This window comes from Bradyrhizobium ivorense, from assembly GCF_900696085.1.
Classification (GTDB): Bacteria; Pseudomonadota; Alphaproteobacteria; order Rhizobiales; family Xanthobacteraceae; genus Bradyrhizobium; species Bradyrhizobium ivorense.
The window spans coordinates 22,644-46,402 of sequence record NZ_CAADFC020000031.1 but is presented as its reverse complement, the minus strand read 5'-3'; the positions used below and the strand labels follow the sequence as shown (position 1 = coordinate 46,402).

The 23,759-nt window shown below is 61.8% G+C and carries 17 protein-coding genes and 1 pseudogene; 9 read left to right on the top strand and 9 right to left on the bottom strand.

Annotated elements, in window-relative coordinates; translation table 11 throughout:
• Positions 1 to 146: 146 nt before the first annotated feature.
• A complete protein-coding gene (locus tag CI41S_RS37260) occupies positions 147 to 1,022 on the bottom strand; it encodes a LysR family transcriptional regulator (RefSeq protein ID WP_139864025.1) in 876 nt (291 codons plus the stop codon).
• 103 nt (positions 1,023 to 1,125) lie between these two features.
• On the opposite strand from CI41S_RS37260, the gene CI41S_RS37255 reads away from it, so the two are divergent.
• From CI41S_RS37255 to CI41S_RS37240, 4 genes are all read left to right on the top strand, one after another.
• The gene (locus CI41S_RS37255) at positions 1,126 to 2,247 is read left to right on the top strand and encodes an alkene reductase (RefSeq protein WP_139864024.1); all 1,122 of its coding nucleotides are present in this window, start codon (positions 1,126 to 1,128) and stop codon (positions 2,245 to 2,247) included.
• 86 nt (positions 2,248 to 2,333) lie between these two features.
• Positions 2,334 to 3,326 (top strand): polysaccharide deacetylase family protein, encoded by a 993-nt coding sequence (locus tag CI41S_RS37250; RefSeq protein WP_139864022.1) that lies wholly within the window; start codon positions 2,334 to 2,336, stop codon positions 3,324 to 3,326.
• 284 nt (positions 3,327 to 3,610) lie between these two features.
• Complete coding sequence (locus CI41S_RS37245) at positions 3,611 to 4,354, top strand: SDR family oxidoreductase (protein WP_139864020.1); 744 nt, start codon at positions 3,611 to 3,613, stop codon at positions 4,352 to 4,354.
• Positions 4,355 to 4,382: 28 nt separating this feature from the next.
• Positions 4,383 to 5,324, top strand: coding sequence for an alpha/beta fold hydrolase (locus tag CI41S_RS37240; protein ID WP_139864019.1), 942 nt, complete (start codon positions 4,383 to 4,385; stop codon positions 5,322 to 5,324).
• Here the strand turns inward: CI41S_RS37240 and CI41S_RS37235 are convergent, their stop codons facing one another.
• Positions 5,325 to 6,218 (bottom strand): LysR family transcriptional regulator, encoded by an 894-nt coding sequence (locus CI41S_RS37235; RefSeq protein WP_139864018.1) that lies wholly within the window; start codon positions 6,216 to 6,218, stop codon positions 5,325 to 5,327.
• A gap of 73 nt (positions 6,219 to 6,291) precedes the next feature.
• Between CI41S_RS37235 and CI41S_RS37230 the strand changes: the two genes are divergently transcribed.
• The 3 genes from CI41S_RS37230 to CI41S_RS37220 all read left to right on the top strand — a co-directional run bounded on the left by CI41S_RS37230 (position 6,292) and on the right by CI41S_RS37220 (position 11,874).
• On the top strand, positions 6,292 to 7,068 hold the full coding sequence (locus CI41S_RS37230) for an MBL fold metallo-hydrolase (RefSeq protein WP_139864017.1): 777 nt from the start codon (positions 6,292 to 6,294) through the stop codon (positions 7,066 to 7,068).
• Positions 7,069 to 8,002: 934 nt separating this feature from the next.
• Entirely contained in the window at positions 8,003 to 9,778 is a 1,776-nt protein-coding gene (locus CI41S_RS37225; protein ID WP_139864016.1) for an adenylate/guanylate cyclase domain-containing protein, read from the top strand.
• 302 nt (positions 9,779 to 10,080) lie between these two features.
• On the top strand, positions 10,081 to 11,874 hold the full coding sequence (locus tag CI41S_RS37220) for an adenylate/guanylate cyclase domain-containing protein (protein ID WP_139864014.1): 1,794 nt from the start codon (positions 10,081 to 10,083) through the stop codon (positions 11,872 to 11,874).
• Positions 11,875 to 12,104: 230 nt separating this feature from the next.
• Here the strand turns inward: CI41S_RS37220 and CI41S_RS37215 are convergent, their stop codons facing one another.
• Entirely contained in the window at positions 12,105 to 12,488 is a 384-nt protein-coding gene (locus CI41S_RS37215; RefSeq protein ID WP_139864012.1) for a hypothetical protein, read from the bottom strand.
• A gap of 36 nt (positions 12,489 to 12,524) precedes the next feature.
• On the opposite strand from CI41S_RS37215, the pseudogene CI41S_RS45440 reads away from it, so the two are divergent.
• Positions 12,525 to 12,710: pseudogene (locus CI41S_RS45440) on the top strand (hypothetical protein); the annotation flags it as partial.
• A 93-nt stretch (positions 12,711 to 12,803) separates the two neighbouring features.
• Here the strand turns inward: CI41S_RS45440 and CI41S_RS37205 are convergent.
• The 3 genes from CI41S_RS37205 to CI41S_RS37195 are packed head-to-tail and all read right to left on the bottom strand — an operon-like array spanning position 12,804 to position 18,023.
• Positions 12,804 to 14,252 carry an HlyD family type I secretion periplasmic adaptor subunit gene (locus CI41S_RS37205; protein ID WP_139864011.1) on the bottom strand — a complete coding sequence of 483 codons (1,449 nt, stop codon included), beginning with the start codon at positions 14,250 to 14,252 and terminating at the stop codon, positions 12,804 to 12,806.
• Entirely contained in the window at positions 14,239 to 16,380 is a 2,142-nt protein-coding gene (locus tag CI41S_RS37200) for a type I secretion system permease/ATPase (RefSeq protein WP_139864010.1), read from the bottom strand. The genes CI41S_RS37205 and CI41S_RS37200 overlap by 14 nt, the downstream gene beginning before the upstream one ends.
• A gap of 29 nt (positions 16,381 to 16,409) precedes the next feature.
• Positions 16,410 to 18,023, bottom strand: coding sequence for a calcium-binding protein (locus CI41S_RS37195; protein ID WP_139864009.1), 1,614 nt, complete (start codon positions 18,021 to 18,023; stop codon positions 16,410 to 16,412).
• 268 nt (positions 18,024 to 18,291) lie between these two features.
• Here CI41S_RS37195 and CI41S_RS37190 point away from each other — a divergent pair, with 268 nt between their 5' ends.
• Positions 18,292 to 19,869: a winged helix-turn-helix domain-containing protein gene (locus CI41S_RS37190; protein WP_139864008.1), complete on the top strand. Its 1,578-nt coding sequence runs from the start codon at positions 18,292 to 18,294 to the stop codon at positions 19,867 to 19,869.
• Between the two features lie 416 nt (positions 19,870 to 20,285).
• Here the strand turns inward: CI41S_RS37190 and CI41S_RS37185 are convergent, their stop codons facing one another.
• From CI41S_RS37185 to CI41S_RS37175, 3 genes are all read right to left on the bottom strand, one after another.
• Positions 20,286 to 22,067 (bottom strand): S8 family serine peptidase, encoded by a 1,782-nt coding sequence (locus CI41S_RS37185; protein WP_139864007.1) that lies wholly within the window; start codon positions 22,065 to 22,067, stop codon positions 20,286 to 20,288.
• An 18-nt stretch (positions 22,068 to 22,085) separates the two neighbouring features.
• Entirely contained in the window at positions 22,086 to 22,544 is a 459-nt protein-coding gene (locus CI41S_RS37180; RefSeq protein ID WP_139864006.1) for a hypothetical protein, read from the bottom strand.
• A 103-nt stretch (positions 22,545 to 22,647) separates the two neighbouring features.
• Entirely contained in the window at positions 22,648 to 23,433 is a 786-nt protein-coding gene (locus CI41S_RS37175) for a hypothetical protein (RefSeq protein WP_139864004.1), read from the bottom strand.
• Positions 23,434 to 23,759 lie beyond the last annotated feature (326 nt).

Genomic DNA, 23,759 nt, shown 5'->3' with positions numbered 1-23,759 from the left:
GTGCGGCGTCAGGTGGGACCTTGCCGGCTTCCATAAGTGTCATTCGGCGCGTTATTTGGCCCTTATCGGCGTCGAAGGTTGACCCCGGCATCGACCGTTCGCGGCAGGTACGCTGTTGGTCGACCACGTTGGTTGAGCCCGGAGTTCTACGCTCGCAGCGCCGCTAACAGGTGATCCACAAAGACGCGTACCTTCGGGAGGACCTGGCGCGCGGTCGGAAAAACAGCCCAGATCGAAAGCTCGCGTGGCGTTCCATCTTCCAGTTGGATCGGCACCAGCCGTCCAGCCTCAACCTCGGGTCTGATGTCCCAGTCAGATAGAACCGTCAGCCCTGCGCCCCCGACACACGCTTCGTGTGAGCCCTCAATGCTGTTTGACGAGCATCGACCTTCGACCCTGATCATCCGCTCCTTTTCTCCCATCTGAAACGGCCAATGACTGACTCCCGACAGAGTGATGCAGTCGTGATTGGCCAGGTCGGCAACGGTGCGAGGTGTTCCGTGTCGCCCAATGTAGGCCGGCGCGGCGCATAGGATGCGTTGGTTCGGAGCGAGCCGCCGAGCCACGAGGGTTGAGTCGCGCAGTTGCGCGATGCGGATACCAACATCCATGCCTCGTCCGACCAGATCGGTGATGCCGTCCGTGATCTCGATGTCGATCGATAGGGCGGGGTTCTCCTCCAGCAGGCGCGGGACGATCGGCATGATGATCTTTCGGCCGAACGCCGCTGCTGCCGTCACCCTGAGAAGCCCGGTCGCGCCCTGATCGCTTGGCGCCAGCGCTGCGCGACCAGCCTCGGCGGTTTCGACCATACTGGTCGCGTAGGAGAGAAATGCTTCACCTTCGGCCGTCAGGGAGACCGAGCGGGTCGATCGGTGCATCAACCGAACGCCGAGTTCGTCCTCAAGTGCAAGCAGTCGGCGAGACGCGGCCATGGGGGTGATTTTCAGCCGTCGGGCGGCCGCAGCGAGGCTTCCAGCGGAATAGGCCTGCATGAAGATGTTCAGAGCGTCGATGTCCATGGGGGCCTATATAACATAAATCGTTATACAGAAACCTCATTTCTTCTGTCTTATCGCGGATATCGTTACGACGTACGTCTGGAGGGCAGAAAGGAGTTGCCCCATGGATCCCTTATTCACCCCCACTAGACTCGGCGCTCTGTCGCTTAAGCATCGTGTCGTTATGCCGCCGCTCACTCGGCTGCGGTCGCGCCAGCCGGGCGATGTGCCCAAGGACATCAACGCTATCTACTATGGCCAGCGCGCCACGGACGGTGGCCTCATCATCACCGAGGCGACCGATATCTCGCCCGCCGCAACCGGCTATGCCGGTGCCCCCGGCATCCATTCCCAGGCGCAGGTCGACGGCTGGAAGAAGGTGACCGACGCCGTACATGCCAAGGGCGGTCTCATGGTCAACCAGCTCTGGTACACCGGCCGTTTCTCGCACTCGTCACTGCAGCCCGACGGCTTGGCTCCGCTCGCGCCGTCCGCGATCGCGATTAACGGCACGACGAAGACCCGCACCGGCGAGGTCGTTCCTTTCGAGACGCCGCGCGAGCTTACCGAGCAGCAGATCGGCGCCATCGTTGAGGACTTCGCCCGTGCCGCCGCCAACTCGAAGAAGGCCGGCTTCGACGGCATCGAGATCCACGGCGCGAACGGATATCTGATCGACCAGTTCCTGCGCGACGGTAGCAACAAGCGCACCGACCGGTACGGCGGCTCGATCGAGAACCGCGCGCGCTTCCTCCTCGAGGTGGTCGACGCAGTGCTGACCGTCTGGCCCGCCGATCGCGTCGGGGTCCGTATCTCGCCCTTCGGTCGCGACGGCGACATGCACGACAGCCAAGGCTTTGCGGTGTGGAATTTCGCGGCGAAGGCTCTCGGTGAGCGTGGCCTGGCCTACATCCACGTCGTCGAGCCCCGGTCGGACAAGAGCAGCGATACCAACGCGCTTGATCCGAACGTGCCCGACGCCGCGGCCGAGCTGAAGGAAATCTTCGGCGGCCCACTGATCTCTGCCGGCGGCTATGTCGGCGATACGGCGCGCGCGACGGTGTTGAGCGGCAAGGCCGACGCGGTCGCTTTCGGCCGACTGTTCATCGCCAACCCCGACCTTGTGAAGCGGCTTCGGCTCAATGCGCCGATGAACGCCTATCACCGTCCCACTTTCTACGGCGGGGCCGAGGCTGGCTACACCGACTACCCGACGCTCGAAGACGTCCAGCGTCAGGTCGCCTGAACCCATCACCCAATCACAACGCCCCGGAAAGGCGAGCGTCGTCCTGAGAGGACCCGCTCGCGACCGGGCTCACCAGGAGAAGAACGATGAACCGTCGTGAATTGCTTACGAGTGCTGGCGCTATTGCCGCGGCAGCAGCGATCCCGGCTGTGGCGCAAGCGCAGTCTGGGGTGACTGAGGGCGCCGCCGGCGCCGGAGGCTTCTGGCCGAATGGTGCGCGGCTCGCGATCAGCATGTCGCTGATGTACGAAGGTGGTGGCCAGCCGATCTCCGGCGCACCGGGCGTCATTCCCGAGCCGATCCGCAACGGCCTTCCGGATATGCCGACCAACGGCGTCTTCCAGTATGGCATCTACGAGGGCACGCCACGTCTGCTCGATCTTTTCGACCGGCATGGCGCGAAGGTCACCGCGTTCATGATCGCCCGGGCGGTGGACAAGGATCCGGCCCTTGCTCGCGAAGTGGTCCGGCGTGGCCATGAAGCGGCCGCCCACGGCCGTACTTGGTCGGCAAGCTACGACATGAATCCGGCGGATGAGCGCCAGTTCATCATCGACAACATGAAGAGCATCGAGCGCGCGACCGGACAGACCCCGAAGGGTTGGAGCGCCTACTGGGTCCGAAACAGCCCGCATACGCTCGATATCCTGAAGGAGCTGGGCTTCACCTATTATCTGGACGAAGCCAGCATGGACCAGCCGTTCATCCTGCCGGTGAAGGGCGGCGACTTCGTCACCGCTCCCTACACCTTCCACATGAACGACATCGTATCGTACCCCTTCGAAGGCTACAACCCGGCCGCCTATGAGCAGGCGCTGAAGGACGAATTTGATCAGCTCTATGAGGAAGGCGCGACGAAGCGCCGGATGATGGTCATGGCGCTGCACGATCGCATCTCCGGTCATGCCAACCGGGTCCGCGTGCTCGACCGGTTCCTCACCTACGCGCGCAGCAAGCCCGGCGTCTGGTTTGCCCGCAAGGACGAGATCGCCGACTGGGCGCTCAAGACCCGCAACATCACCCCGTACCTCGACCGCGGCCCCGTTCAGAAGACCGGCCTGTCTGGTCCGTCCGCCTGAGTGCCGAGACTGGCTCGGTCAGCGTCAGCCGGCCGAGCCTCATTTCCAATAAAAGGACCGAAGAAATGTTCAAGATTCGCACGCTCGGCTTTTTCTGGCGGCCGGAACCATGCTGGCTACCGCCGCAATCGCCGGTCCGGAGGTGACTCCGGCGGCCGAGCGGAGGTCGATCGATCCTTCCGCGCGGCCCTGTGCATTTTTGCGCAGCCGTTGCTGAGTTACTCCGAATTTCCAGGAGTGGGTGTGCGGTCTATCCCTTGAAGAAAGATCGAAAGGAAACGGACATGAGCGAGAACATCACGGGCAAGGTCATTCTCATCTTTGGTGGAGCGGGCGGCATCGGTTCGGCGGCGGCGCGCGATCTCGCGAGCAAGGGCGCGAGGGTCGCGATGGCGGACATCAATGAGGAACGGATGGTTGCCGTTGTCGACGACATCGTTCGGTCGAACGGGTCTGCGCAGCGCTATTACGTCGACGTCACCAACAAGGACCTCGTGAGCGACGTGGTCGACCGGGTCGTTGCGGATTTCGGCAAGATCGACGTGCTGATCAACGCAGCCGGGATCATGCTGATCAGGCCGCTGACCGAGATCAACACTCGCGAGTGGGAAACCACCATCGACCTGAATCTGAAAGGTACGCTCTGGGGCGTAGCGGCAGTGCTGCCGCTCTTCCTGAAGCAGCAGAGCGGTCACATCATCAATCTCGGCTCGATCCACGGCCTGAAGGTTTTCTCGCCCGGCGGAGCGGTGCATTCGGCCTCCAAGTACGCGATCCGCGCCTTCTCGGAAGGCTTGCGCGCCGAGCTGGCGGAAACGGCGATTCGGGTCACGACGGTTACGCCGGGCGCGGTCGACACCGGCATCCAGAACAAGACAACCGGCACCGATCGCGCCCGCATGCTTGAGATCTACAAGAAGGCCATCCCGGCGAGCGCAGTGTCGCGCGCGATTGCCTTCGCGATCGAGCAGCCGGCGGCGGTCGACATCAATGAGATCGTAGTTCGACCCACGGCTCAGGTCATTTGAGATCGTGTAGGTCGGAAGGAGACAGTATATGAAGAAGATCGTTGCACTCGCGATAGCCGCAATGCTTGCATTTAGCACAGCGGCACCGGCCCAGGTCATGCCTTCAACTTCAGCTACCACCACCTATCATCATGCTCTGGTTGATGGGGTCAGCGTCTTCTATCGGGAGGCCGGCCCGAAGGACGCGCCGACAATCGTCTTGCTGCATGGGTTTCCGTCGTCGTCGCGGATGTTCGACACGCTCATTCCATTGCTCGCGTCCCAGTACCATTTGATCGCGCCGGACTATCCGGGATTTGGCCAGAGCGAAGCGCCGTCACCCGCGAAGTATCGCTACACCTTCGATCATCTTGCCGAGACGACGAACCGGCTGCTCGAGCAGCTCAACATCGGTCGCTACGTCCTTTACATGCAGGACTACGGCGGTCCGGTTGGCTTCCGCATCTTGGTGCAGCATCCTGACCGGGTGAGCGCGATCGTCGTTCAGAACGCCAACGCCTATAAGGAGGGGCTCGGCCCGAAGTGGGCCGGGATAGCGCAGTATTGGGCTGATCCGAAGGCGCATCCGGAAATCTTCCAGGCCTTCTCGTCGCTCGAAGGCGCCAGGCAGCGGCACATCGCCGGCAGCCCGCATCCGGAGCGCTACAATCCTGACACCTGGACCGACGAATACGCCATTCTATCCCGGCCAGACGAGCAGGAGATCCAGGCCGATCTCCTCTACGACTATCAGACGAATGTAGCGTCCTACCCCGAATGGCAGGCTTGGCTCCGCGCGCACAAGCCGCCGACGATGGTGCTGTGGGGAAAGTACGATGTCTCGTTCATCGTCCCGGGTGCCGAGGCTTACAAGCGCGATGTGCCGGAGGCCGAACTTCATATCCTCGACGCCGGCCACTTTGCTCTTGATGAAAAGGTCGACGAGATCGCCGAGCTGATGCTGCGCTTCCTGTCAAAGCAGGTGCTCTGATCAGTTCGGGCGCTCGAAGAGGTCGCGCTCGCGTTCGAAAATCTTCTGGAGATGATCCGTTATCACGCGCGTCGGGAGGTCTTTTTTGTCCTGCCGGCGCGTCACCATCCAGATCCCGCGCGCCGGTGGATTGTGCTCCAATACGCAGAGCTTGAGGGCGGGGTCGGCCTTGCCGACGAAGTAGGGCAGTAGCGCGAGTCCCGCGCCCTCACGCGCCGCGACGGCCTGGGTCATCTGGCTGTATGCCCGGAACGACGTACGCGCGTTGGGGAAATGACGGGTGAGCCACGCCGCTTCCGGTAAGTGCGCGTTTGCCTCGTCGAAACCAACGAATATCGGGTCGCCTCCTTCCGTAATTCTTTGGCAGCTTTCTTCGGTGCCGTAGAAACCAAAGCCAAGCTCCACGAGAGGCTTGGCGATGACGTCTCCATCGTCCGGTCTCGCTAACCTCAAGGCAATGTCCGTCTCGCGACGCACCAAGCTGACCGATCGCATGTCGGTCGCCACGTCGATGTCGAGCCCTGGGTGCTCGATCGAGAGGTGCGCGAGTCGCCGTACGAGGAAGGCCTGCGCTAGGCTTGGTGGCGCATTTACGCGCACGAGGCCCTTTGGTCGATCGTCCTCGCCGCCGCGGCTGAGGATCGCCGCCGAAGCTTCCATGTCGTTTGCCGGGCCGATCGCCCTCGTGCCGGCCGGCGTCAGCACGTAGCCGTCCGGTCGTCGCTCTATCAGCTTTTCGCCGAGCGATGCTTCCAGGGATTGAATGCGTCGCGACACCGTCGCATGGTTGATCCCCAGAGATCGCGCCGCAGCTGACAAGCTCCCGAAGCGGGCGATTGCGAGAAAGACCCGAACGTCTTCCCAATCGAGTGTTGTGCGTTTTTGATCAGCCATTGCGCAGGATTATCGAATTTTTCGAGGGCGCGCATCTGCCTAATTAGAGGGGTAAGCTTTCAGGAGGCAGACAATGACGAATTCCAATCTTACCTTGACCCTCATCGGCGGTCCGACTGTCCTAATCGAATATGATGGCATTCGATTGCTCACCGATCCGACCTTCGATCCCCCGGGCGAATACAAGGGCGCGCATAGCCCGGTCGTTCACAGAAAGACGTCTGGTCCTGCGATTAGCGTCGACCAGGTCGGGCCGCTGGATGCGGTGCTCCTGAGCCACGACCACCATTTCGACAACCTGGATAATTCCGGCCGCGCGCTGCTGCCCAATGTCGGCGTGACCTACACGACAAACTCGGGCGCAGAACGCTTGGGTGGCAATGCTCTCGGGTTCGCTCCGTTCGAGACCCGGACGCTTGAGGGCAAGAACGGCAAGCGGCTGTTTGTGACCGCGACGCCGGCACGGCACGGCCCGGTCGGTATCGATGTTGGCGACGTCGTCGGCTTCGCACTCGGCGTCAAAGAGCCTGGCGATCTGCTCTATATCACCGGCGACACGCTATGGTTTAGCGGCACTGAGGAAGTGTCGCGGCGGTTCTCGCCGAAGGTGGTGATCCTGTTCACCGGTGCTGCCGAGCCAAAGGGTCGGTTCCACATGACGATGGGCAGCGAGGACGCGCTCGAGGCGGCGGCGGCGTTTCCCGAGGCCTCGCTACTTGCCGTGCACAACGAAGGGTGGGGCCACCTGAAAGAGGATCAGGATCAACTGGCCCATGTCTTTGCGACGTTCAATCTCCCTGACCGTCTGATACGCTTCGACAAGGGAAAACCTGTTGCCTTTGCGGTCTAAGGGGTCTCGGCGCGCTGCTTATCGTCGAAGGTTGGAAGCCGATGGGAGTCAACATTCTCGGCGCTTATTCACACACCATAAGCTTGTCCGAGACAAAAATAGTCGTCGCGCAGGTGAGATGAACGTCCTCCTGGGGAGAACAAGCCACGACAGATAAGCTCGTAGCAGCAAATAGAGCTAACGCTGCGCTTTTGCGGAGAGAGTTCACGCTCTCGGTTCGGCGAAAGTGCCCACAACGCCGTTCCACTTTTGGGTTGCGTAGCGGCACTCTATCAACCGAGAATGCGATGAATGCTCAATTTTCCATGAATAGAGGGAGTCGGCTTCGGGTCAAAAGCGGATATGCCTAGATCGCGCAGGTACCTTTAGCCTCGAAAGCGGACATCCATGATCGTAAGACACCCCTGACTCATTTTTAGAGCATCACGAACGGTAAAACCGCGAGCCTTGACCCTCCCGCATAAGAACCGCCGCCCCAAGATAGTTTTTGCATCCACGATCACTTACAGAGCCAGTGAAGGGTAGTGACTTCACTCGTCCCTTATCCGCTCCACATGCGCGTAGAGACTTAACGAGATGGCTGATCACTAACCTTCACTGTTCACTCAGAAGGCCTATTCACCCCCGGGGGCGGTGAATCCTTAGCGAAATAGAGGCCCCGACCGGCCCATAGGGAAATTTACCTATCCACAAAATGGAGAGTTCGCAAGCCAGGGACCTTACCGGGTCTTCGCTGCGGTCGTCCGTTGGGCCCCCAAGATCGGACATCCGTGAATGGGTGGAAGCACGTCCGCCAAGGGCCAAGTGCCGACCTCTATGGCCGGGGTGAGTCCAGGACACATCAGTCAGGCTAGGCCCCAGAGCAAGCTTGAGCCTGGCGAGCCCTGCACCGCCGCTGCGGTTGGTGTAGAATACCCGCACAAGGGGCACCGCCATGGTCACTCCTCAGCAGGGTCGCATCGATCGCCGACTAGCCGCCATCCTGGCCGCCGATATCGCCGGTTATAGCCGGTTCATGGGTGCCGACGAACTCGGCACAGCGAGGGCACTCCGCGAACATCGCGAGGCAATCGACCCAATCATGGCGAGCCATGGCGGTCGCATCTTCAAGACAATGGGCGACGGCCTTCTCGTGGAGTTTCCTTCCATTGTGGCCGCAGTCGAGTGCGCCTTGGTGGTCCAGAACCTCATGGCGGGACGGAACGTCGATGTTCCGGAGGATCGGCGAATGTTGTTCCGGATCGGTATCAATCTTGGCGACGTGCTAATTGAGGGCGACGATATCCTCGGAGATGGCGTCAATATCGCCGCCCGCCTCGAAGGCATTGCCGAGCCGGGCAGCATCTACATCTCCGACGCCGCGTATCAGCAGGTGCGCGACAAGCTTGATGTGATTTTCGAGGATAGAGGCGAGCACCAGCTGAAGAATATAGCGCGACCGGCGAAAGTGTACCGAGTGCAGGGCGCGGCGGCGGCAGCGAGCCCACTGCCGATATTATCGCTTCCGCAGAAGCCGTCCATTGCTGTGCTTCCATTCCAGAATATGAGTGGCGATCCGGCGCAGGACTATTTTTCCGATGGGATTGCAGAGGACATCATCACTGAGCTTTCGCGATTCCGATCGTTGTTCGTGGTCGCGCGCAATTCGTCGTTCTCGCTGCGTGGCAAGACGGATGTTAATGAAGTTGGCCGCCGGCTCGGTGTCCGATACTTGGTTGAAGGCAGCGTTCGCAAGGCCGATAAACGGGTGCGGGTCACAGTCCAACTCCTTGATGCGGCAAGTGGCAATCACCTGTGGGGCGAGCGCTACGACCGCAAGCTTGAGGACATCTTGGTAGTCCAGGATGAGATCACCCGAGCCGTTGTCTCGACCCTGCCAGGCAGGCTGGAGAACGCCGAGCGCGACCTCGCCAAGCGCAAGCAGACTTCGAACATCACCGCGTACGATCTGGTCTTGCTTGGTAACGAACGATGGCGGCGTCTGACGCGGAAAGACCTGGCCGACGCGCTGGATCATTTCCGCAGCGCCGTGGCCCTTGACCCCCATTATGCGCGCGCCCACGCGAACGTGGCCTGGACCCATGTCTGCAACGTGTTCCTCGAGGCCGCGGATGCGTCATCGCTGGACGGCGTGCTGCGACATGTGGAGATAGCCCTCGACATCGACGACAGCGATGCCTGGTCTCACGGTGTCTTCGGGCAATTGCTATTCCTGCTCAAGAGGGACGACGAGGCCGAAATCCACTTCAAGCGCGCGCTTGGGTTCAATCCCAACGACGCCGACGTCGCCGCCGTCTTCGGCAATGTTCTCGTCTACTGGGGAAGGTGGCGAGAGGCGCTCACATGGATCGACACAGCTAAACGTCTCAACCCGCTACCGCCTAATATCTACCATTGGTACCACGCGCTTGCCCTCTATTCGGCACGCGAATACGAGCAAGCCATCAAAGCACTTCGAGAGATTCGGACCCTCGACCGCTGGTCGCATTGCCTCCTGGCCGCCTGTTATGGGCAGATCGACAGGCTCGACGATGCCCGGACCGAATTAGACGCGTTTATCGGGGAACGGGAGCGCGAATTGAGGGAGCGAGGCGAAGCGCTACCGCTGAGCCGTCTCGACCTTGTGCTGTCGCGGACGGACAGATACCGAGATCCTTTGGACCGCGAACATTTTCTTGAGGGTTTGAGGAAGGCGGGCCTGACGGGTTGATAAGTTTCTCCTAATGGATTGCATCCTCATGCGCTGAGGCGCAAAGTTCGCCAAGTCCGAAAGAGACAGACTGGGCTTGGGGAGTGATCAGCGTGATCGCTGGTAACGATGAATGACCGAGTTAGCGGCGCGCGAGGTTCCTTATGGGTCAAAAGCCGACCAGCGCCCTCTTGATCTTGGTCGGCTTCCCTCCCGGCTGCCGGCTGAAGCAAGCATCGGCGAAGGCCAATATGTGACATCAGCCTCCGTAGGCATTCCATCCAATCTGTCGTACAATCACATCTAGGTTTAGGTCGCGGGCCATGGTGCAGGAAAGGCCAGTCCGGGTCGAGCGCAGGTTGTTGGCGATATTGGCGGCCGACGTCGCTGGCTATTCGCGGCTCATGCATAGCGACGAAGAGGCTACACACGCTAGGCTAACTACGCTCCTAGTGGAAGCTGTCCACCCGGCTATCGCCGAGCATGGCGGCCGCATAGTGAAGAACACCGGGGACGGGTTCTTGGCGGAGTTTCCGAGCGCGGTCGAAGCGGTTCGAGGTGCCTTGCAATTCCAAACCCGCGTCAGCGAGCTTACACTTGGCGACGCGGAAGACAGGCGCATTGCTTTTCGTGTGGGCATTAATATCGGCGACGTGATTGTAGAGCCACACGACATCTTCGGAGACGGCGTGAACATTGCGGCGCGGCTTGAGAGCATCGCAACTGCCGGCGGCATATGCATCTCGTTATCTGTCTACGATCAAATCCAAGGAAAGGTTGATGTCGAGGTCGTTGATCTGAGCGATCAAGTGCTCAAGAACATTTCTCGCCCCGTTCGCGCCTTTGCGGTCGCCACTCGCGGCTCGTTCAGCACGATCGTGACAGCACCTGACATCGCTAGGCATTCATCTTCTCCGCCTCGTCTCTCCATCGTTGTGCTACCATTTTCTAACCTCAGTGGCGATCCCGACCAAGACTATTTCGTCGACGGCGTGACCGAGACTCTGACCACGGACCTATCCCGCATTCGCGGCGCATTCGTCGTCGCCCGAAACAGTGCCTTCTCGTACAAAGGCAAGTCAATCGACATCCGACAAGTTGGTCGCGAGCTGAACGTCCGATACGTGCTTGAAGGGTCAGTTCAGCGCCGCGGCAACCGACTTCGAGTGAATGTTCAGCTTGTTGACGCGCAAACTGGCAGTCACGTTTGGGCCGAGCGCTTCGACAAGCCCGTCGCCGATCTGTTCGATATACAGGACGAAATAGTTTCCCTGCTCGCCAACGCGCTCAACTCCCAGCTCATCGAGGCCGAGGCGCGGCGCGCGCAGCTTTCGATGCATCCGGACGCAACTGACTTGGTCTTTCAGGGGTTTGCCTGCACATATAAGGGAGCGACCCGCGAGTACATGAGTCAAGCACGCAACTTCTTTGAACGGGCCTTGAAGATTGATCCTGAGAGTGTCGGAGCGCTGGTCGGAATGGCGCGCGTCGATTTCGCTATGGGAGCCGCGGTTTTAGTTCACGACCGAGTTGAGCGTTTATCGGCAGCCGAAGCAAACGCGATTAGAGCGGTCTCACTCGCTCCGGACTATCCATGGGCCCATCTGATCTTGGGAGGCGTACAAATCTTCACAAACCGCGCAGTTCGCGGGATAGCGGAATTTGAGCAGGTATTACGGCTTGACCGAAACTGCGCCGATGCACACGCGTATACCGGCCTGGCGAAAGTCTTCTTGGGTCGCGCGCCTGAGTCCGAAGCTCACGTCGTCGAGGCTTTTCGGCTCTCCCCGCGCGATATCGCCGCCTACCAATGGACCCACATTCTTGGGTCAGCGAGCATCCACCTCGGCGAGTACGTGCAGGCCATTTCCTGGCTACGGAGAAGCCTTGATGCCAATCGAAATTTTCCACCAACACATTTTTTGTTGGCCGCAACCTTGGGATTACTTGGCACACGCGATGAGGCGAGGGCCGTGGCAACAGCCGGACTTGCGCTCAATCCCAGCTTTACTATCCGTCTTTTTCGCGCCTTCAGTGCAAGCGACAATGCAACGTATCTCGCCGGACGAGAGCGCGTCTGTGAAGGCATGCGCCTAGCCGGAGTGCCAGAGGACTGATGTCCACGTTAGGTTACATTTACAGATAAGAAGTTGGATTGTCGGTTAGCAAAAGGCACCTCGACGCTCGCACGCGACTTGGGCAGCCAACGCGGCAATGTCGGCTATGGGCACGCCCCAACGAGTTCGTACTTCCGGAAATGGCCGTCAGTGCCACCCGGCCGACCGGGTCCCCCCTTTGCAGAGAAAAGCTACGCGCGACGGCTTTCGATATTGGACGTGGCTCGAACTCACTTTGGCTGGGAGTTCACGTAGTTCTGAAGGTAGCTCGGATCGACCGCCGCCTGGATCTTTTCCAGCGGGATCGGCATTGGAATCGCCCTGGTCGCTGCAAGCACCTCACCTGCCAGAAACAGCTTCCCGACCAGACCACGATCCTTCGACGTCATCGAGAAAGGCGACGATGGATCGAGCTGATCGGCAAAGCTCGGCACGCGACCGCAGCACCCGCGATCGAGTGTCGCCTTCGCGACCTCGGGCGTTACCGACAGCTGCTTGACGAAGGCATCCACGCCGACTTGCGGGTTCTTCCGTATCTCCTCTCGTGCCATCGCTTCGACGGCAATGAGCCGCTCCGCGATCTCGGGATGCGCCTGAACGAACGCCGGCCGCACGGCGGTCAATCCGGGGCAGACGCCGCCCGGCTCGAGATAGTCCTCGTCGAAACTGGCGTCGGCGCAAAGCCGCCGCTCCGTCCGAAGCACGCTTGGTCAATCCGAACCAAGCTCCAGGTCGAAGGCCGAATGCGCGATCTGGCGCTGTTCAACGTCGCCATCGACAGCAAGCTGCGCGGCTGCGACGTCGTAGCGTTGAAAGTCGATGACCTTGCGCCGGGCGGATAGCCAAACAGCGCCGCCGACAGCACCAAATCGAGCTATTCCAGCGTTTGAACGGCCTTGTCGAAATCAGAGCGAACGTTGCCCTGCCTGCTAGCGCTCCCGCAAAGTTTCATGCCGATAGCGGCGGAGCGGCGACAACAGATAGCTCAGGATGGTCCGCGATCCCGTCTTGATCTCCACCGTGACAGCCATGCCGGGCGACAGTTTGACCATCCTGTCGTCGATCTGCATCTGGACATAATCGAGCGAGACTCTCGCGCTGTAGTTTAGCTCCTGCCCTTTCGGCTCGCTGGTCTCGTTTGTCGTATCCAGCGCCCGACCGCCGGCGCGATCCTGCGGGCGGTCGCGGATCACGGCGTCCTGCGACACCGACAGCACCTCGCCATGCAACAAGCCGTAGCGGGTGAAATTGAAGGTATCGACCTTGATCTCGGCTTGTTGTCCGGCATGGACGAAGCCGATATCGCTGTTCGACACCATGGCCTCGATCTCGAGCCGGCTCTCGCTCGGCACCACCACCAGCAGCTGCTGCGCCGGCGTCACGACGCCGCCGACGGTGTGAATCGCAAGCTGCTGCACCACGCCGTCCACCGGCGCCCTCAACTGCTGCAGCTTCGTTCTTTGCTCGGCCTTGATCAGGTCCTGGGCGAGACCGCTCGCTTTCTGTTCGGCCTTGGCGAGGTCGTCGGAGATCGTGTGCCGATACTCCGCCGCCGCCTGGCTGCGCGTCTCGCGAATCGCTGCGATGGCCGCTTCCGTCTCGTGCAAGTGACTGGTCTGAACCACGAGTTCCTGCTGCTGCTCGACCAGGAGCTGGAACACCTCGAAATAGGTCAGCTTCGAGCCCAATTCCTTCTCCACAAGCGTCTTGCGGATATCGACGCGTGATTGAATGACCGGAATGATGGTCTCCAGCTTGTGGATCGTCGCCCCTGTAGTGGCCAGTTCGGCTTCCTTCTGAGCTTGCTGTCGCGCGAGCGCGGCGATCTTGGCGCGATGCTCAGTCACCTGATTAAGCAGCAGCTGGCGCTGCGTGCTGATCAGCTCCGGATCTACGCCGGCCGACGGCATGAAATCGGCCGCTGGATTCTCCGAAAGTGCCGCGCGCAAACGTGCGATATTGAGCCGCTCGGCAAGGAGGTCGTTGCGCAGATGATCTCGCTCCGCCTCGTTCGCGGTCGGATCGAGCTCGATCAGGACGTCGCCGGCGTTGACCACCTGGCCGTCCTGCACCCGAATGGAGCGCACGACGGCGGTCTCGAAAGGCTGGATGATCTTGACGCGACTGCTGGGAAGGACTTTTCCGGTGGCCGACGCGACGATATCGACCGTGCCCCACCAGGCCCAAACCAGGGCCAGGCAGAACAAGACTACGATCGCACTGCCGATCGCGCGACCGAGCGGCGATGGCGGCGTCTCCACGATTTCAAGCGCGGCGGGGAGAAATGCCAGCTCTTCGCGGCGCCTCCCTCGCGGACTGCGGAACGCGATCGCGTGTTGTACTGACGGTTTAGGCCCCGCGAGTTCAGCCGACCTCATGGAATCCTCCCTGCAACCGATGCAGCGACGCATAGCGGCCGCCGGTCTTGATCAATGTGTCGTGGCTGCCATCCTCGACCAGGCGGCCGCGATCGAGCGTCACGATGCGGTCCGCCGTCCGCACCGTCGACAGTCGGTGCGCGATCACCAGCACGGTCCGCCCGTTGGCGATATCCTTCATGTTTTGTTGAATGATTCGTTCGCTCTCGTAGTCCAGCGCGCTGGTCGCTTCGTCGAAGATCAGGATGCGCGGGTCGGTGACGAGGGCCCGCGCAATGGCAATCCGCTGGCGCTGGCCGCCGGATAGAGTCGAACCGCGTTCGCCGACCATGGTGTCATAGCCTTCTGCGAGTTCGAGGATGAATTCATGCGCGCCCGCAAGTCGCGCCGCCGCGATCACGCGCTCCATCGGCATCGCCGGATCGGCAAGCGCGATGTTGTCGCGCACCGAGCGGTTGAACAACATGTTTTCCTGCAGCACGACGCCGATCTGGCGGCGCAGCCAAGCGGAGTCGGCCATCGCGAGATCCAATCCGTCGACCAGCACGCGTCCGCGTTCCGGAAGGTAAAGCCGCTGGACCAGCTTGGCGAACGTGCTCTTGCCGGACCCGGAAGGTCCCACAACGCCGACGGTCTGGCCTGCCGGCACCTCGAACGAGACGTCGCGTAGGACTTCCTCCCCGTCTACGCGATAGCGGAACGAGACGTGGTCGAACTTGATGTCGCCCCGGATCGCCGGCAGCCGCGCCCGCCCCGCCGAATAGGTCGGCTCGGCGGCGGTGTTGAGAATGTCACCGAGCCGTGCGATCGACAGGCGCGCCTGGTGAAAATCCTGCCAGAGCTGCGCGAGACGCAGCACCGGCGTACTCACCCTGCCGGCGAGGATGTTGAAGGCGACCAGCTCGCCCACGGAAAGGCTGCCGTCGATCACGAGCCTTGCGCCACAGTAGAGGATACTTGCGGTGACGAGTTTGCTGACGAGCTGCACCGTCTGGCTTGCACTGTTGCCGAGGCTCAGGACTCGGAAACTCGCAGCCACATAGCCTGCGAGCTGCTCTTCCCAGCGCCGTTGCATCTGCGGCTCGACCGCCATGGCCTTGACCGTCTCGATCCCGGTGACGCTCTCGACCAGGAAGGCCTGGTTCTCGGCGCCGCGGCGGAATTTCTCGTCCAGCCTCTGCCGGAACAGCGGCGTCGCTCCGGCGGAGATCGCGATATAGAACGGGAACGAGCCCAGCACGATCCAGCTGAGCAGCGGCGAGTAGAAGAACATCACGCTGAGGAAGACGAAGGTGAAGGACAGGTCGATGAGCAGCGTCAGCGCCGAGCTGGTGAGGAAGTTCCGGATGTTTTCCAGCTCGCGAACTCTGGTCACCGAATCGCCGACGCGCCGCGCCTGAAAATAGGCCATCGGCAAAGCCAACAATTGCCGAAACAGCCGTGCGCCGAGTTCGACGTCGATGCGGTTGGTGGTGTGCGCGAACAGATAGGTCCTCAGGATTCCCAGCACGGTCTCGAAAGCCGAGATCGTCACCAGCCCGAGCACGAGGACATCGAGTGTGCTCAGCGATCGATGCACCAGCACCTTGTCGATGACCACCTGGAAGAACAGCGGCGAAACCAGGCCGAGCAATTGCAGGAAGAATGAGGCGACCAGCACTTCACCCAGCAAATGCCGGTATTTCTGGATCGCGGCGACGAACCAGCTGATGTCGAATCGCCGCGCCATGTCGGACAATCCGGCACGTCGGGTCATCAGGATCAGCTGCCCATCCCAGATGGCGAGGAGTTCGTCCCGTGACATCAATACTGGCCGCGGCGCCAGCGGCGACTGCACCAGCACCCGGTCCGCATCTGCCTTGGCAAGGAGAAGGAATCCGCCATCGCGCAGGGACGCGATGGCGGGCAAGGGCGTACCGCCGAGCCGCGACCAATCGGTTCGGTAGGCACGGGCCTTGAGGCCGAGATCCCTGGCGCAGCGGAGCATATCCGCTGCGCCGATCCTGTCCGTTCCCAGCCGATGCTTGATCTGTCCGGCGTCGGCCGCAACGCCCTGGAGATGCAGCAGCGTTACGAGGATTTCGAGACCCGGGTCGGTCGGTCTCGCACCATTGGTTTCGATGCTCATGGTTGTTCTCCAGGACGAGGTCGCCGGCGTCAGGCGGCGTGCGGCTGAGCGAGCTGCGGCTGCTGGCTCAACGGCGGCTCGGCGGCGGGCATCGCGCCGTGATCCGCTCCCGCCGAGACGAAGCTCGACGCCATGAACTGGCGGAGCAAGCTCGCGCTTGCCGCCGCCGTATGCGTGAGGCCTGGCGCCGCGCCCGGGATCACGACGTCGTGTCCCGCACCGCCATCGAGGACGTTCTGCGGGCTGCCGCCGAGCAGAATGTCATCGCCCGCGCCGCCGCTGAGGATCTCGCTGCCGTTCCCGCCGATCAGGACATCGTCGCCGCCGCCGCCATTGGCGGTGAGCAGGATGCCGTTGCGCAGTCCGGAAGCCGAGATCACATCGTCGCCGCCGAGGCCGTTGATGACGAGACGGTCGCCGGCGCCGACGTTGGAGATGGTCACGTCGGTCGCAAGACCCGTCACCGTGATGACGCCGTTGTTTTCGGTGACATTGATCGCGTCGTCACCGTTGGTCGCGTTGAGCACAACCGTGTCCGGCTGGGCGTCATTGCCGCCGAGGTTGATGTTGACCTGACTGACGCTGGTGCCGGTCAGGTCATTGACGGTGATGGTGTCCGCACCAGCTAGCGCATTGACATCGATGGTCTCGATGCCGGTGAGGTTCATCGAGACCGTGCCGATGTCGCGGGTGAGGGTGGCGCCGCTGCCATCGGCCGAGATGGTCATGTTCTCGGTCAGATTGGCGCCGTTGAACACCAGGGTGTCGTTGCCCGCACCGCCGTCGACCTTGTCGCTGCCGTCACCCGGATTCCAGATGAAGGTATCGTCGCCGGCGCCGCCGAACAGCTGATCGTTGCCGCGGCCGCCGATGATAGTGTCGTTGCCGTCACCGCCGAGCAGCCTGTCGTTGCCGTCGCCGCCGGTGATGGAGTCATTGCCGGCACCGCCATCCACGGTTAGCGAGATCAAGTTGGCAAGCCCGTTTCCAGCGGTGAAGACATCGTCGCCGCCATTCATGTTGAGCACGAGGTTCTCGGTGGTGCCGATGTCGAGCGAGAACGGCGCCGGGCTGATGCGATCGAATCGTACGCGGGACCCGTTGGCGGTGAGGGTGAAGTTTTCGGCGCCGTTGCCGCCGTTGATCTGGGCGGTGTCGATGCCGTCGCCGCCTTCCATCAGGTCGGTGCCATCGCCCGGATTCCAGACCATGACATCGTTGCCGGCCCCTCCGAACATCTGGTCGTCGCCCGCGCCGCCAACCAGCGTGTCGTTGCCTCCGCCGCCGAACAGCAAGTCGTTGCCGCCCTTGCCGATCAGGGTGTCGTCGCCCGCGCCGCCGAACAACTGATCGTTGCCGGAGCCGCCGGTGATGACGTCGTTGCCGGCCCCCCCGAACAGCTGAGCTGCCGGGAGTGCACCGTTGGCCTCGTCCAGCGCGATTGTGTCGTTGCCGCCGGTGCCGAACACCTGGATCAAGGAGGTGTTCGCGACCGTCGAGGTACCCCTCGTGACCGCGACCGCGCCGCCGTTAACGAGGATCGTTCCGGCCGCGGAGCGGGTCACGGTGATCGAGTTGTTGAGATTGTCGTCGAACACCGACAGCAGGCCGGTGGTCGGAGAAAAACCAGCTTTGATAGCCATGGTCGTCATCCTTCTTTCATGCCCCTCGACCGATGCTTAGCCGCGAAGAGGATGACAGGCTTGAAGCCGGCCTTGAGAACGCCGTGATTTGCCTGAAGAAGCCCTGCTGATTTCCTGATTGTGCTATTGTGATCGGGCCGTGATCGCCTGAGCCCCCAGCCGGACGCGGCGAGCACGCGCCGCGGCGCACCAAAGACGGGTTGCAACCACGGTCGATGCGGTCCAAATCGCGACAGGCCATCGCGGCAATCCGGTCCAGGATACGAGCATGCAGTTTCATTTCGCCGATTACGTGCTTGATACCAGCGCCCGCGAGCTCCGGCTCAGGTCTGAACTGATTGCCGTCGAGCCCCAGGTCTACGACCTTCTGCTCTACCTGATCGAGAATCGCGATCGCGTCGTCACGAAGGACGATCTGGTTGCTTCGGTGTGGGGCGGCCGCGTCACCTCGGATGCGACGCTGACCAGCCGCATCTATGCCGTGCGCAAGGCGGTCGGCGACAGCGGCCAGCAGCAGAAGCTGATCCGCACCATTTCGCGCAAGGGTCTGCGCTTCGTCGGCGAAGTCCGCACGCCGCCGATGGACGACGAGCTCGGAGAGCTTTGCGCGGAGCCGGCTTTGAACGAATCCAGCGAGCGAATTGCGGCCTTACCTCTGCCCGACCGTCCCGCCATCGCCGTACTGCCTTTTGCCAACATGAGCGACGATCCGGACCAGGATTATTTCTCCGACGGCATCAGCGAGGATCTCATTACCGCGCTCTCGAAGCTGCGCTGGTTCTTCGTGATCGCGCGAAACTCGTCGTTTGCCTACAAGGGCAAGTCCGTCAACATCAAGGAGGTCGGAGAGACCCTCGGTGTCGGTTATGTCATCGAAGGCAGCGTGCGCAAGGAAGGCGATCGCGTGCGTATCACCGCGCAGCTCAACGACGTCGCCACCGGCAGTCACCTGTGGGCGGAGCGTTACGATCGCAGCCTCGCCGACGTGTTTGCCGTGCAGGACGAGATCACCGAGGCGATCGTTGCGTCGATCGAGCCGCAGCTCTATGCGGCGGAGCATTTTCACTCCAAACGCAAGACCCCGGACAGCATGGACGCCTGGGGTCTGGTGATGCGGGCGATGTCGCATTTCTGGCGGATCACGCCAGCCGACTATGTCAAAGCCCAGGAACTGCTGGAGAAGGCGATTGCGATCGATCCGTACTACGGACAAGCGCTTGCCGTTCTGTCTGCCAGCCACACCTTTTGCGCCTACAATGGCTGGAGCGAGATGGCGACGTCGGTGCCGATTGCCGAACGCGCGGCGCTGGCGGCAGTACGCGCCGACAGCGAGGATCCCTGGGCGCACCATGCGCTGGGTTGCGTTCATGTGCTGCTGCGACGTTTCGACGAAGCGCTTGGCGAGTTTGAGCTGGCGCTGAAGCTCAATCCAAGCTTTGCGCTGGCGCTGAGCGTGTACGGCCTGGCGCTGACGTTCAGCGGCCACTGGGAGGAAGCCGGCGTCGCCACCACGAAAGCGTTGCGCCTCAGCCCGCGCGATCCATTTGCGGCGATCTATAACGGCATCGCCGCCCATGCCCAGTTGGTCGGACGAAATTACGAGGAGGCGATGCGCCTAGCGGGAGCCAGCATTCGGCTTCGCACCGATCATGTGTCCGGATACCGCATGCTGACCGCAGCGGCTGCGATGGCCGGAAAAGGCGAAATCGCAACGGCTGCATTGCAGGAACTGCTCCGCAGACAGCCCGATTTTTCCCTGGCCTGGATCGGGAAGAACTTGCCGTTCAAATACGAGGCTGACCGCGAACACTATCTGGAAGCCTTCCGCCGGGCCGGCTTGAGTTAGCTTGTGCTCGTCCTGGGCTCAAAGGTGACCGACGAAACCTCTCCTCGTCAGCCCCAATGTCTCAGATGGGTCAAATCGCCACGGTTGGCCCGGTTTAGCTTAGGTCCGGTCTATCCCTGACACCCGACATATCCTCGGCCGTGGGATGTGGCAGCGATGGGCCAACTTCGGACATCGGAGCAATGCTGCGTCAAGCGCAAAACCGGTCACGACTTTCGACGTGACGCAGGGTTTGCACTTCGCGATTTCAACTAATTGCCAGACTTCCCAGCTCTGCCGGGCTTACCACCGCTCCCGCCTGCACCACCAACGCGACCTGCCGGCGAGCGGTGTGGGAGGGGAGGAGCCGTGAGGCCCCCCTATCCCGATTTCACGATGAGCGCACTTCTCGCAACGCGGCCGGCGATAAATAAGGACTAGCGCGGTCCCTCCGCCAGGCCCGCGAGTGCCATCGCTGCTTTGAGTTCATGCACCGTTGCTTTCCCGCTGCCGGCGGACTGGAACGCTGCTTGTGTCGGATTCAGCGGCAGCCGCATCACGTTGGCCGGACCGCGCGGCGGCTCGAATGGGATTGCCTCGCTAGCGCCGAATTGAATCCGATCGAGCTGCCGAATGGCGCTTCGCATCTCGCGCAATCCGGCATTCAACGGCACGGCCGAGGGCCGGCGGTCGGACCAGATGCCGAGCGCCCGGGCCGCATCCGGCAGACCGGCCCCGGTCTGCCATGGATGACCGACGGGTTGCGTCGTCTCCTTCAGAATCTGGAACAGCCGTTCGACCCGGTGAAGGTCCCTTGCAACGAACCTGCCCTTGAAATCGACGTGGTCGGCGAGGACCAAGGCTGCGAGCGCGGCGACGTGAGCCGCCGCAAGCGAGGTGCCGTCGCAGACGGCGTGGCTGTCCGGCGCCTGACAGACAATGATCGCTACGCCAGGCGCGCAGAGGTCGAGTTCGGGCCCGCGACAGCAAAACGGCGGTACAAAAAGACCGCCCGCGGCCGCGGCGGCCGTTGCAGCCAGCGCCGCCTGCGGCGTGTCTTCGGGGCAGCTTGCCGTCTGTCCGATCGCACCGACCGCTAAGACATGGGGCGAGCAGGCCGGAAACAGCACCGCGCCTGCAGAATTTCCGGCTGCAGCAATCATGCTGACGCCCCGCTGCTTTGCCGCTGCGATGCGCTGCTCGATCAGCGCTGATCCGCGTTCGCAGCCAAAGCCCAGGCAGGCCACGTCAATTGCATTCTGCAGGCAGTAATCGAGGGCCGCAATCAGGTCGCTGCAACGGGCGTCGGCGGGAAGCTTGCAAACATGCAGTTCGCTGTCCGGGGCGTAGCCGCGTATGCCGTGAGCCGTCTGTGGAGCGGCATTGATGATGCCCGCACAAGGCGTGCCGTGGCCGATGACGTCCTTCGACCATGATGGTTCTCCCCCATCCCTGATATCGACACCATGATCGATATCGGTCAATTGTTCGTGGCTGGTCGCAACGCCAGAGTCGATGAGTGCGATCTTGATGCCAGCTCCACGGCATTGGTTCGGGAGTCGATCGAACCGCATGGCCGCGCCGCCCCAATCCAACGTCTCCGGCAGCGACAGCGGCTTCAGGGTTAGGGTGTTGACCGCATCCGCTTCGAGATAAGGCCGATGCTGCCAGAGGCCCCAAAAGCCGGAGCGCGCGTTCACGAATATGCCGGAAACTGTTTCGGGCAGTTCGCCCCGCAGCGTCAGATCGACTCTGCCGTCACTGTCGGTCAGTCCCTGGCTCGCCGCCTGCTCGCCAATGAGCCGCACCGCGGCCTGCTCCACCGGCGCACCGGCTTCGCTGACGATCCGGATCGTCAATTTCATGTCTGGCCCAAGCGCGGTCCCGATCGAAGCGGGCGGGAAAAATGAGGACGGGGCAAGAAAAGATGCAGCCCGCAGATGGACATCGGGCTCGATGATCAAGGTGCCTGCTGCGGAACGGAGCAATGTTGCGGCGGCATCGTCAGACAAGCGGACGACCGCGATCGGCGTGCCAAAATTGGCGTCGCGCGCCTCATAGGTCCGCAGGGTTTCGATGCCGAACTGGCTAAGTTGGTCAGTCAGCGCTTGGCCGCTAACACCGGGTCTCGCCGGCGCAATCATGTATTGAGTGGTGCGCGCCGGTTTGCGTCGGTCGCTGGTTGAGGTGGAGCGCGGATCATCCGGACTTGCTGCCATGGTGTCGCCTCCGTTTCTTCAATGGATCGAGGATTGAGTTCGGTCGGTCGCAGCCTGTCGAACAAACGGGAGCCGAGGATCGGCTGCGCGGACGGCTTCGATGGCGCGATAAGCCACCCAGATCAGGTTGAAGGCCTGCGCATAGTCCCGCCCGGCGAACGCGTGAGCGGCCTGGGTGACGATCGCGACAGAGTTTTCCAGGCCGGCATGCTGCACGGCGTTGGCCTCAAGATAAGTGGAAAGCGAGCGTAGCGATTCGGCAATCATATCTCCGATCATGTTTTCCGAGGCCTGACGATCAAGCACCGGACCAGGTATCGGGAAGTCACGGGGCACCGTCTGGTCCGGTTGCTCGAAACCTTGCGACTGCATGCGCATGAGAAGCGGCATCAAATTGCCAAGCAGGACTACGAGTTGCTGAATGTCTGTCGGACGGGGCTGTGAGGCGGTTGCGGCAGACGGATTGGGATCTGACATGAGTGCTCTCCTTCGCAAGGAAGCCTGCGTAACAGCGGGCAACGCGACCGCCGCTTTCGGCGGCGATCGCTGATTGTCATTTCGGACAGATCACAAATTGCGATCAGATCATCCGCTGCTGCCCATAGGCCTGGAGGTTACCGATGACCTGAGGAATGACGCCGATCAGCTGGCGGGTGATGTCGGCGACATCCTGCTGCGTCAATTGTCGCTGCTGGCCAAAGCCCGCAGGACCGCCGAACGCCGCCTGGAATTGCGGCGCGCCGAACTGCGTACCCCAGTTCTGCATCGGATGGGTCTGCGTTGGATAGCCGAGGCCGAACTGCCCGAGGCCTCCGAACTGGCCCAGACCGGAGCCGCCGTGCATGGCGGCATGTTGCAGTTGTGGCTGGCCCTGCAGCATTCCAACGATCTGAGGCACGATGGGCAAGATCTGTCGCACGACTTCGTTCACGTCCTGCGGGCTTAGCTGCCGCGGCCCCTGGCCGTATGCCGCGTAGCCAATACCGGCGAACGGGGTTTGCGCTTGCGCGAGGATCTGAGGCAGCGCCGGTACGAGCTGCCGTACGACCTCGTTCACGTCTTGCTGCGAAAGCTGACGCTGTTGTCCGCCCCACTGCTGCTGACCCCATCCCATCGGTTGCCCGCCAGAGCCAAGTCCGGCGAACGGCGACTGACCACCACCATATTGCTGGCCGAAGGGCGACTGACCACCGTATTGCTGGCCGTAGGCCGCCTGTCCGAAGCCCAGGCCGCCTTGCAGCCCACCTCCTCCGTACGGTTGGCCGCCTTGCGAACCGAATGCTCCCGATCCCCATTGCTGTGGACCGAACTGTCCGAACTGCGGATTATACGCCGGGTTCTGTTGCATGGTTTCATGTTGGGTCATCGCTTGATCTCCTTGCGATGGTTGAGTGCCCTCAGCCCAAAACGAAGACTATCCGCGTGCGAGGCCTGTCGCTGCAATTTCGAGCCAGAAGCAATGCCTCTTGCTGCTTGAGGCACGCGAGCTGCGTCCCTCAAGACGCAAACGAACGGCAAGATATTTTAAGGTGCGGCAAAGAGAGGCCGGTGAGATGTGGGAGCGGCTTGTCGTTTTCTTGCCGGCCGCGTCCTCGCTGCCAGCTGCCTACGTCCGCTCAGACGCCTTGCGATTGATCGCTGACTTCACATGCGTTGCGGGATTTCGCGTCAACGCATTCAAGCCCGCATGGT

Excerpts from the sequence above, each read along its gene's own strand:
- CI41S_RS37260 (WP_139864025.1), bottom strand. The coding sequence starts at position 1,022 with ATGGACATCGACGCTCTGAACATCTTCATGCAGGCCTATTCCGCTGGA.
- CI41S_RS37255 (WP_139864024.1), top strand. The coding sequence starts at position 1,126 with ATGGATCCCTTATTCACCCCCACTAGACTCGGCGCTCTGTCGCTTAAG.
- CI41S_RS37250 (WP_139864022.1), top strand. The coding sequence starts at position 2,334 with ATGAACCGTCGTGAATTGCTTACGAGTGCTGGCGCTATTGCCGCGGCA.
- CI41S_RS37245 (WP_139864020.1), top strand. The coding sequence starts at position 3,611 with ATGAGCGAGAACATCACGGGCAAGGTCATTCTCATCTTTGGTGGAGCG.
- CI41S_RS37240 (WP_139864019.1), top strand. The coding sequence starts at position 4,383 with ATGAAGAAGATCGTTGCACTCGCGATAGCCGCAATGCTTGCATTTAGC.
- CI41S_RS37235 (WP_139864018.1), bottom strand. The coding sequence starts at position 6,218 with ATGGCTGATCAAAAACGCACAACACTCGATTGGGAAGACGTTCGGGTC.
- CI41S_RS37230 (WP_139864017.1), top strand. The coding sequence starts at position 6,292 with ATGACGAATTCCAATCTTACCTTGACCCTCATCGGCGGTCCGACTGTC.
- CI41S_RS37225 (WP_139864016.1), top strand. The coding sequence starts at position 8,003 with ATGGTCACTCCTCAGCAGGGTCGCATCGATCGCCGACTAGCCGCCATC.
- CI41S_RS37220 (WP_139864014.1), top strand. The coding sequence starts at position 10,081 with ATGGTGCAGGAAAGGCCAGTCCGGGTCGAGCGCAGGTTGTTGGCGATA.
- CI41S_RS37205 (WP_139864011.1), bottom strand. The coding sequence starts at position 14,252 with ATGAGGTCGGCTGAACTCGCGGGGCCTAAACCGTCAGTACAACACGCG.
- CI41S_RS37200 (WP_139864010.1), bottom strand. The coding sequence starts at position 16,380 with ATGAGCATCGAAACCAATGGTGCGAGACCGACCGACCCGGGTCTCGAA.
- CI41S_RS37195 (WP_139864009.1), bottom strand. The coding sequence starts at position 18,023 with ATGGCTATCAAAGCTGGTTTTTCTCCGACCACCGGCCTGCTGTCGGTG.
- CI41S_RS37190 (WP_139864008.1), top strand. The coding sequence starts at position 18,292 with ATGCAGTTTCATTTCGCCGATTACGTGCTTGATACCAGCGCCCGCGAG.
- CI41S_RS37185 (WP_139864007.1), bottom strand. The coding sequence starts at position 22,067 with ATGGCAGCAAGTCCGGATGATCCGCGCTCCACCTCAACCAGCGACCGA.
- CI41S_RS37180 (WP_139864006.1), bottom strand. The coding sequence starts at position 22,544 with ATGTCAGATCCCAATCCGTCTGCCGCAACCGCCTCACAGCCCCGTCCG.
- CI41S_RS37175 (WP_139864004.1), bottom strand. The coding sequence starts at position 23,433 with ATGACCCAACATGAAACCATGCAACAGAACCCGGCGTATAATCCGCAG.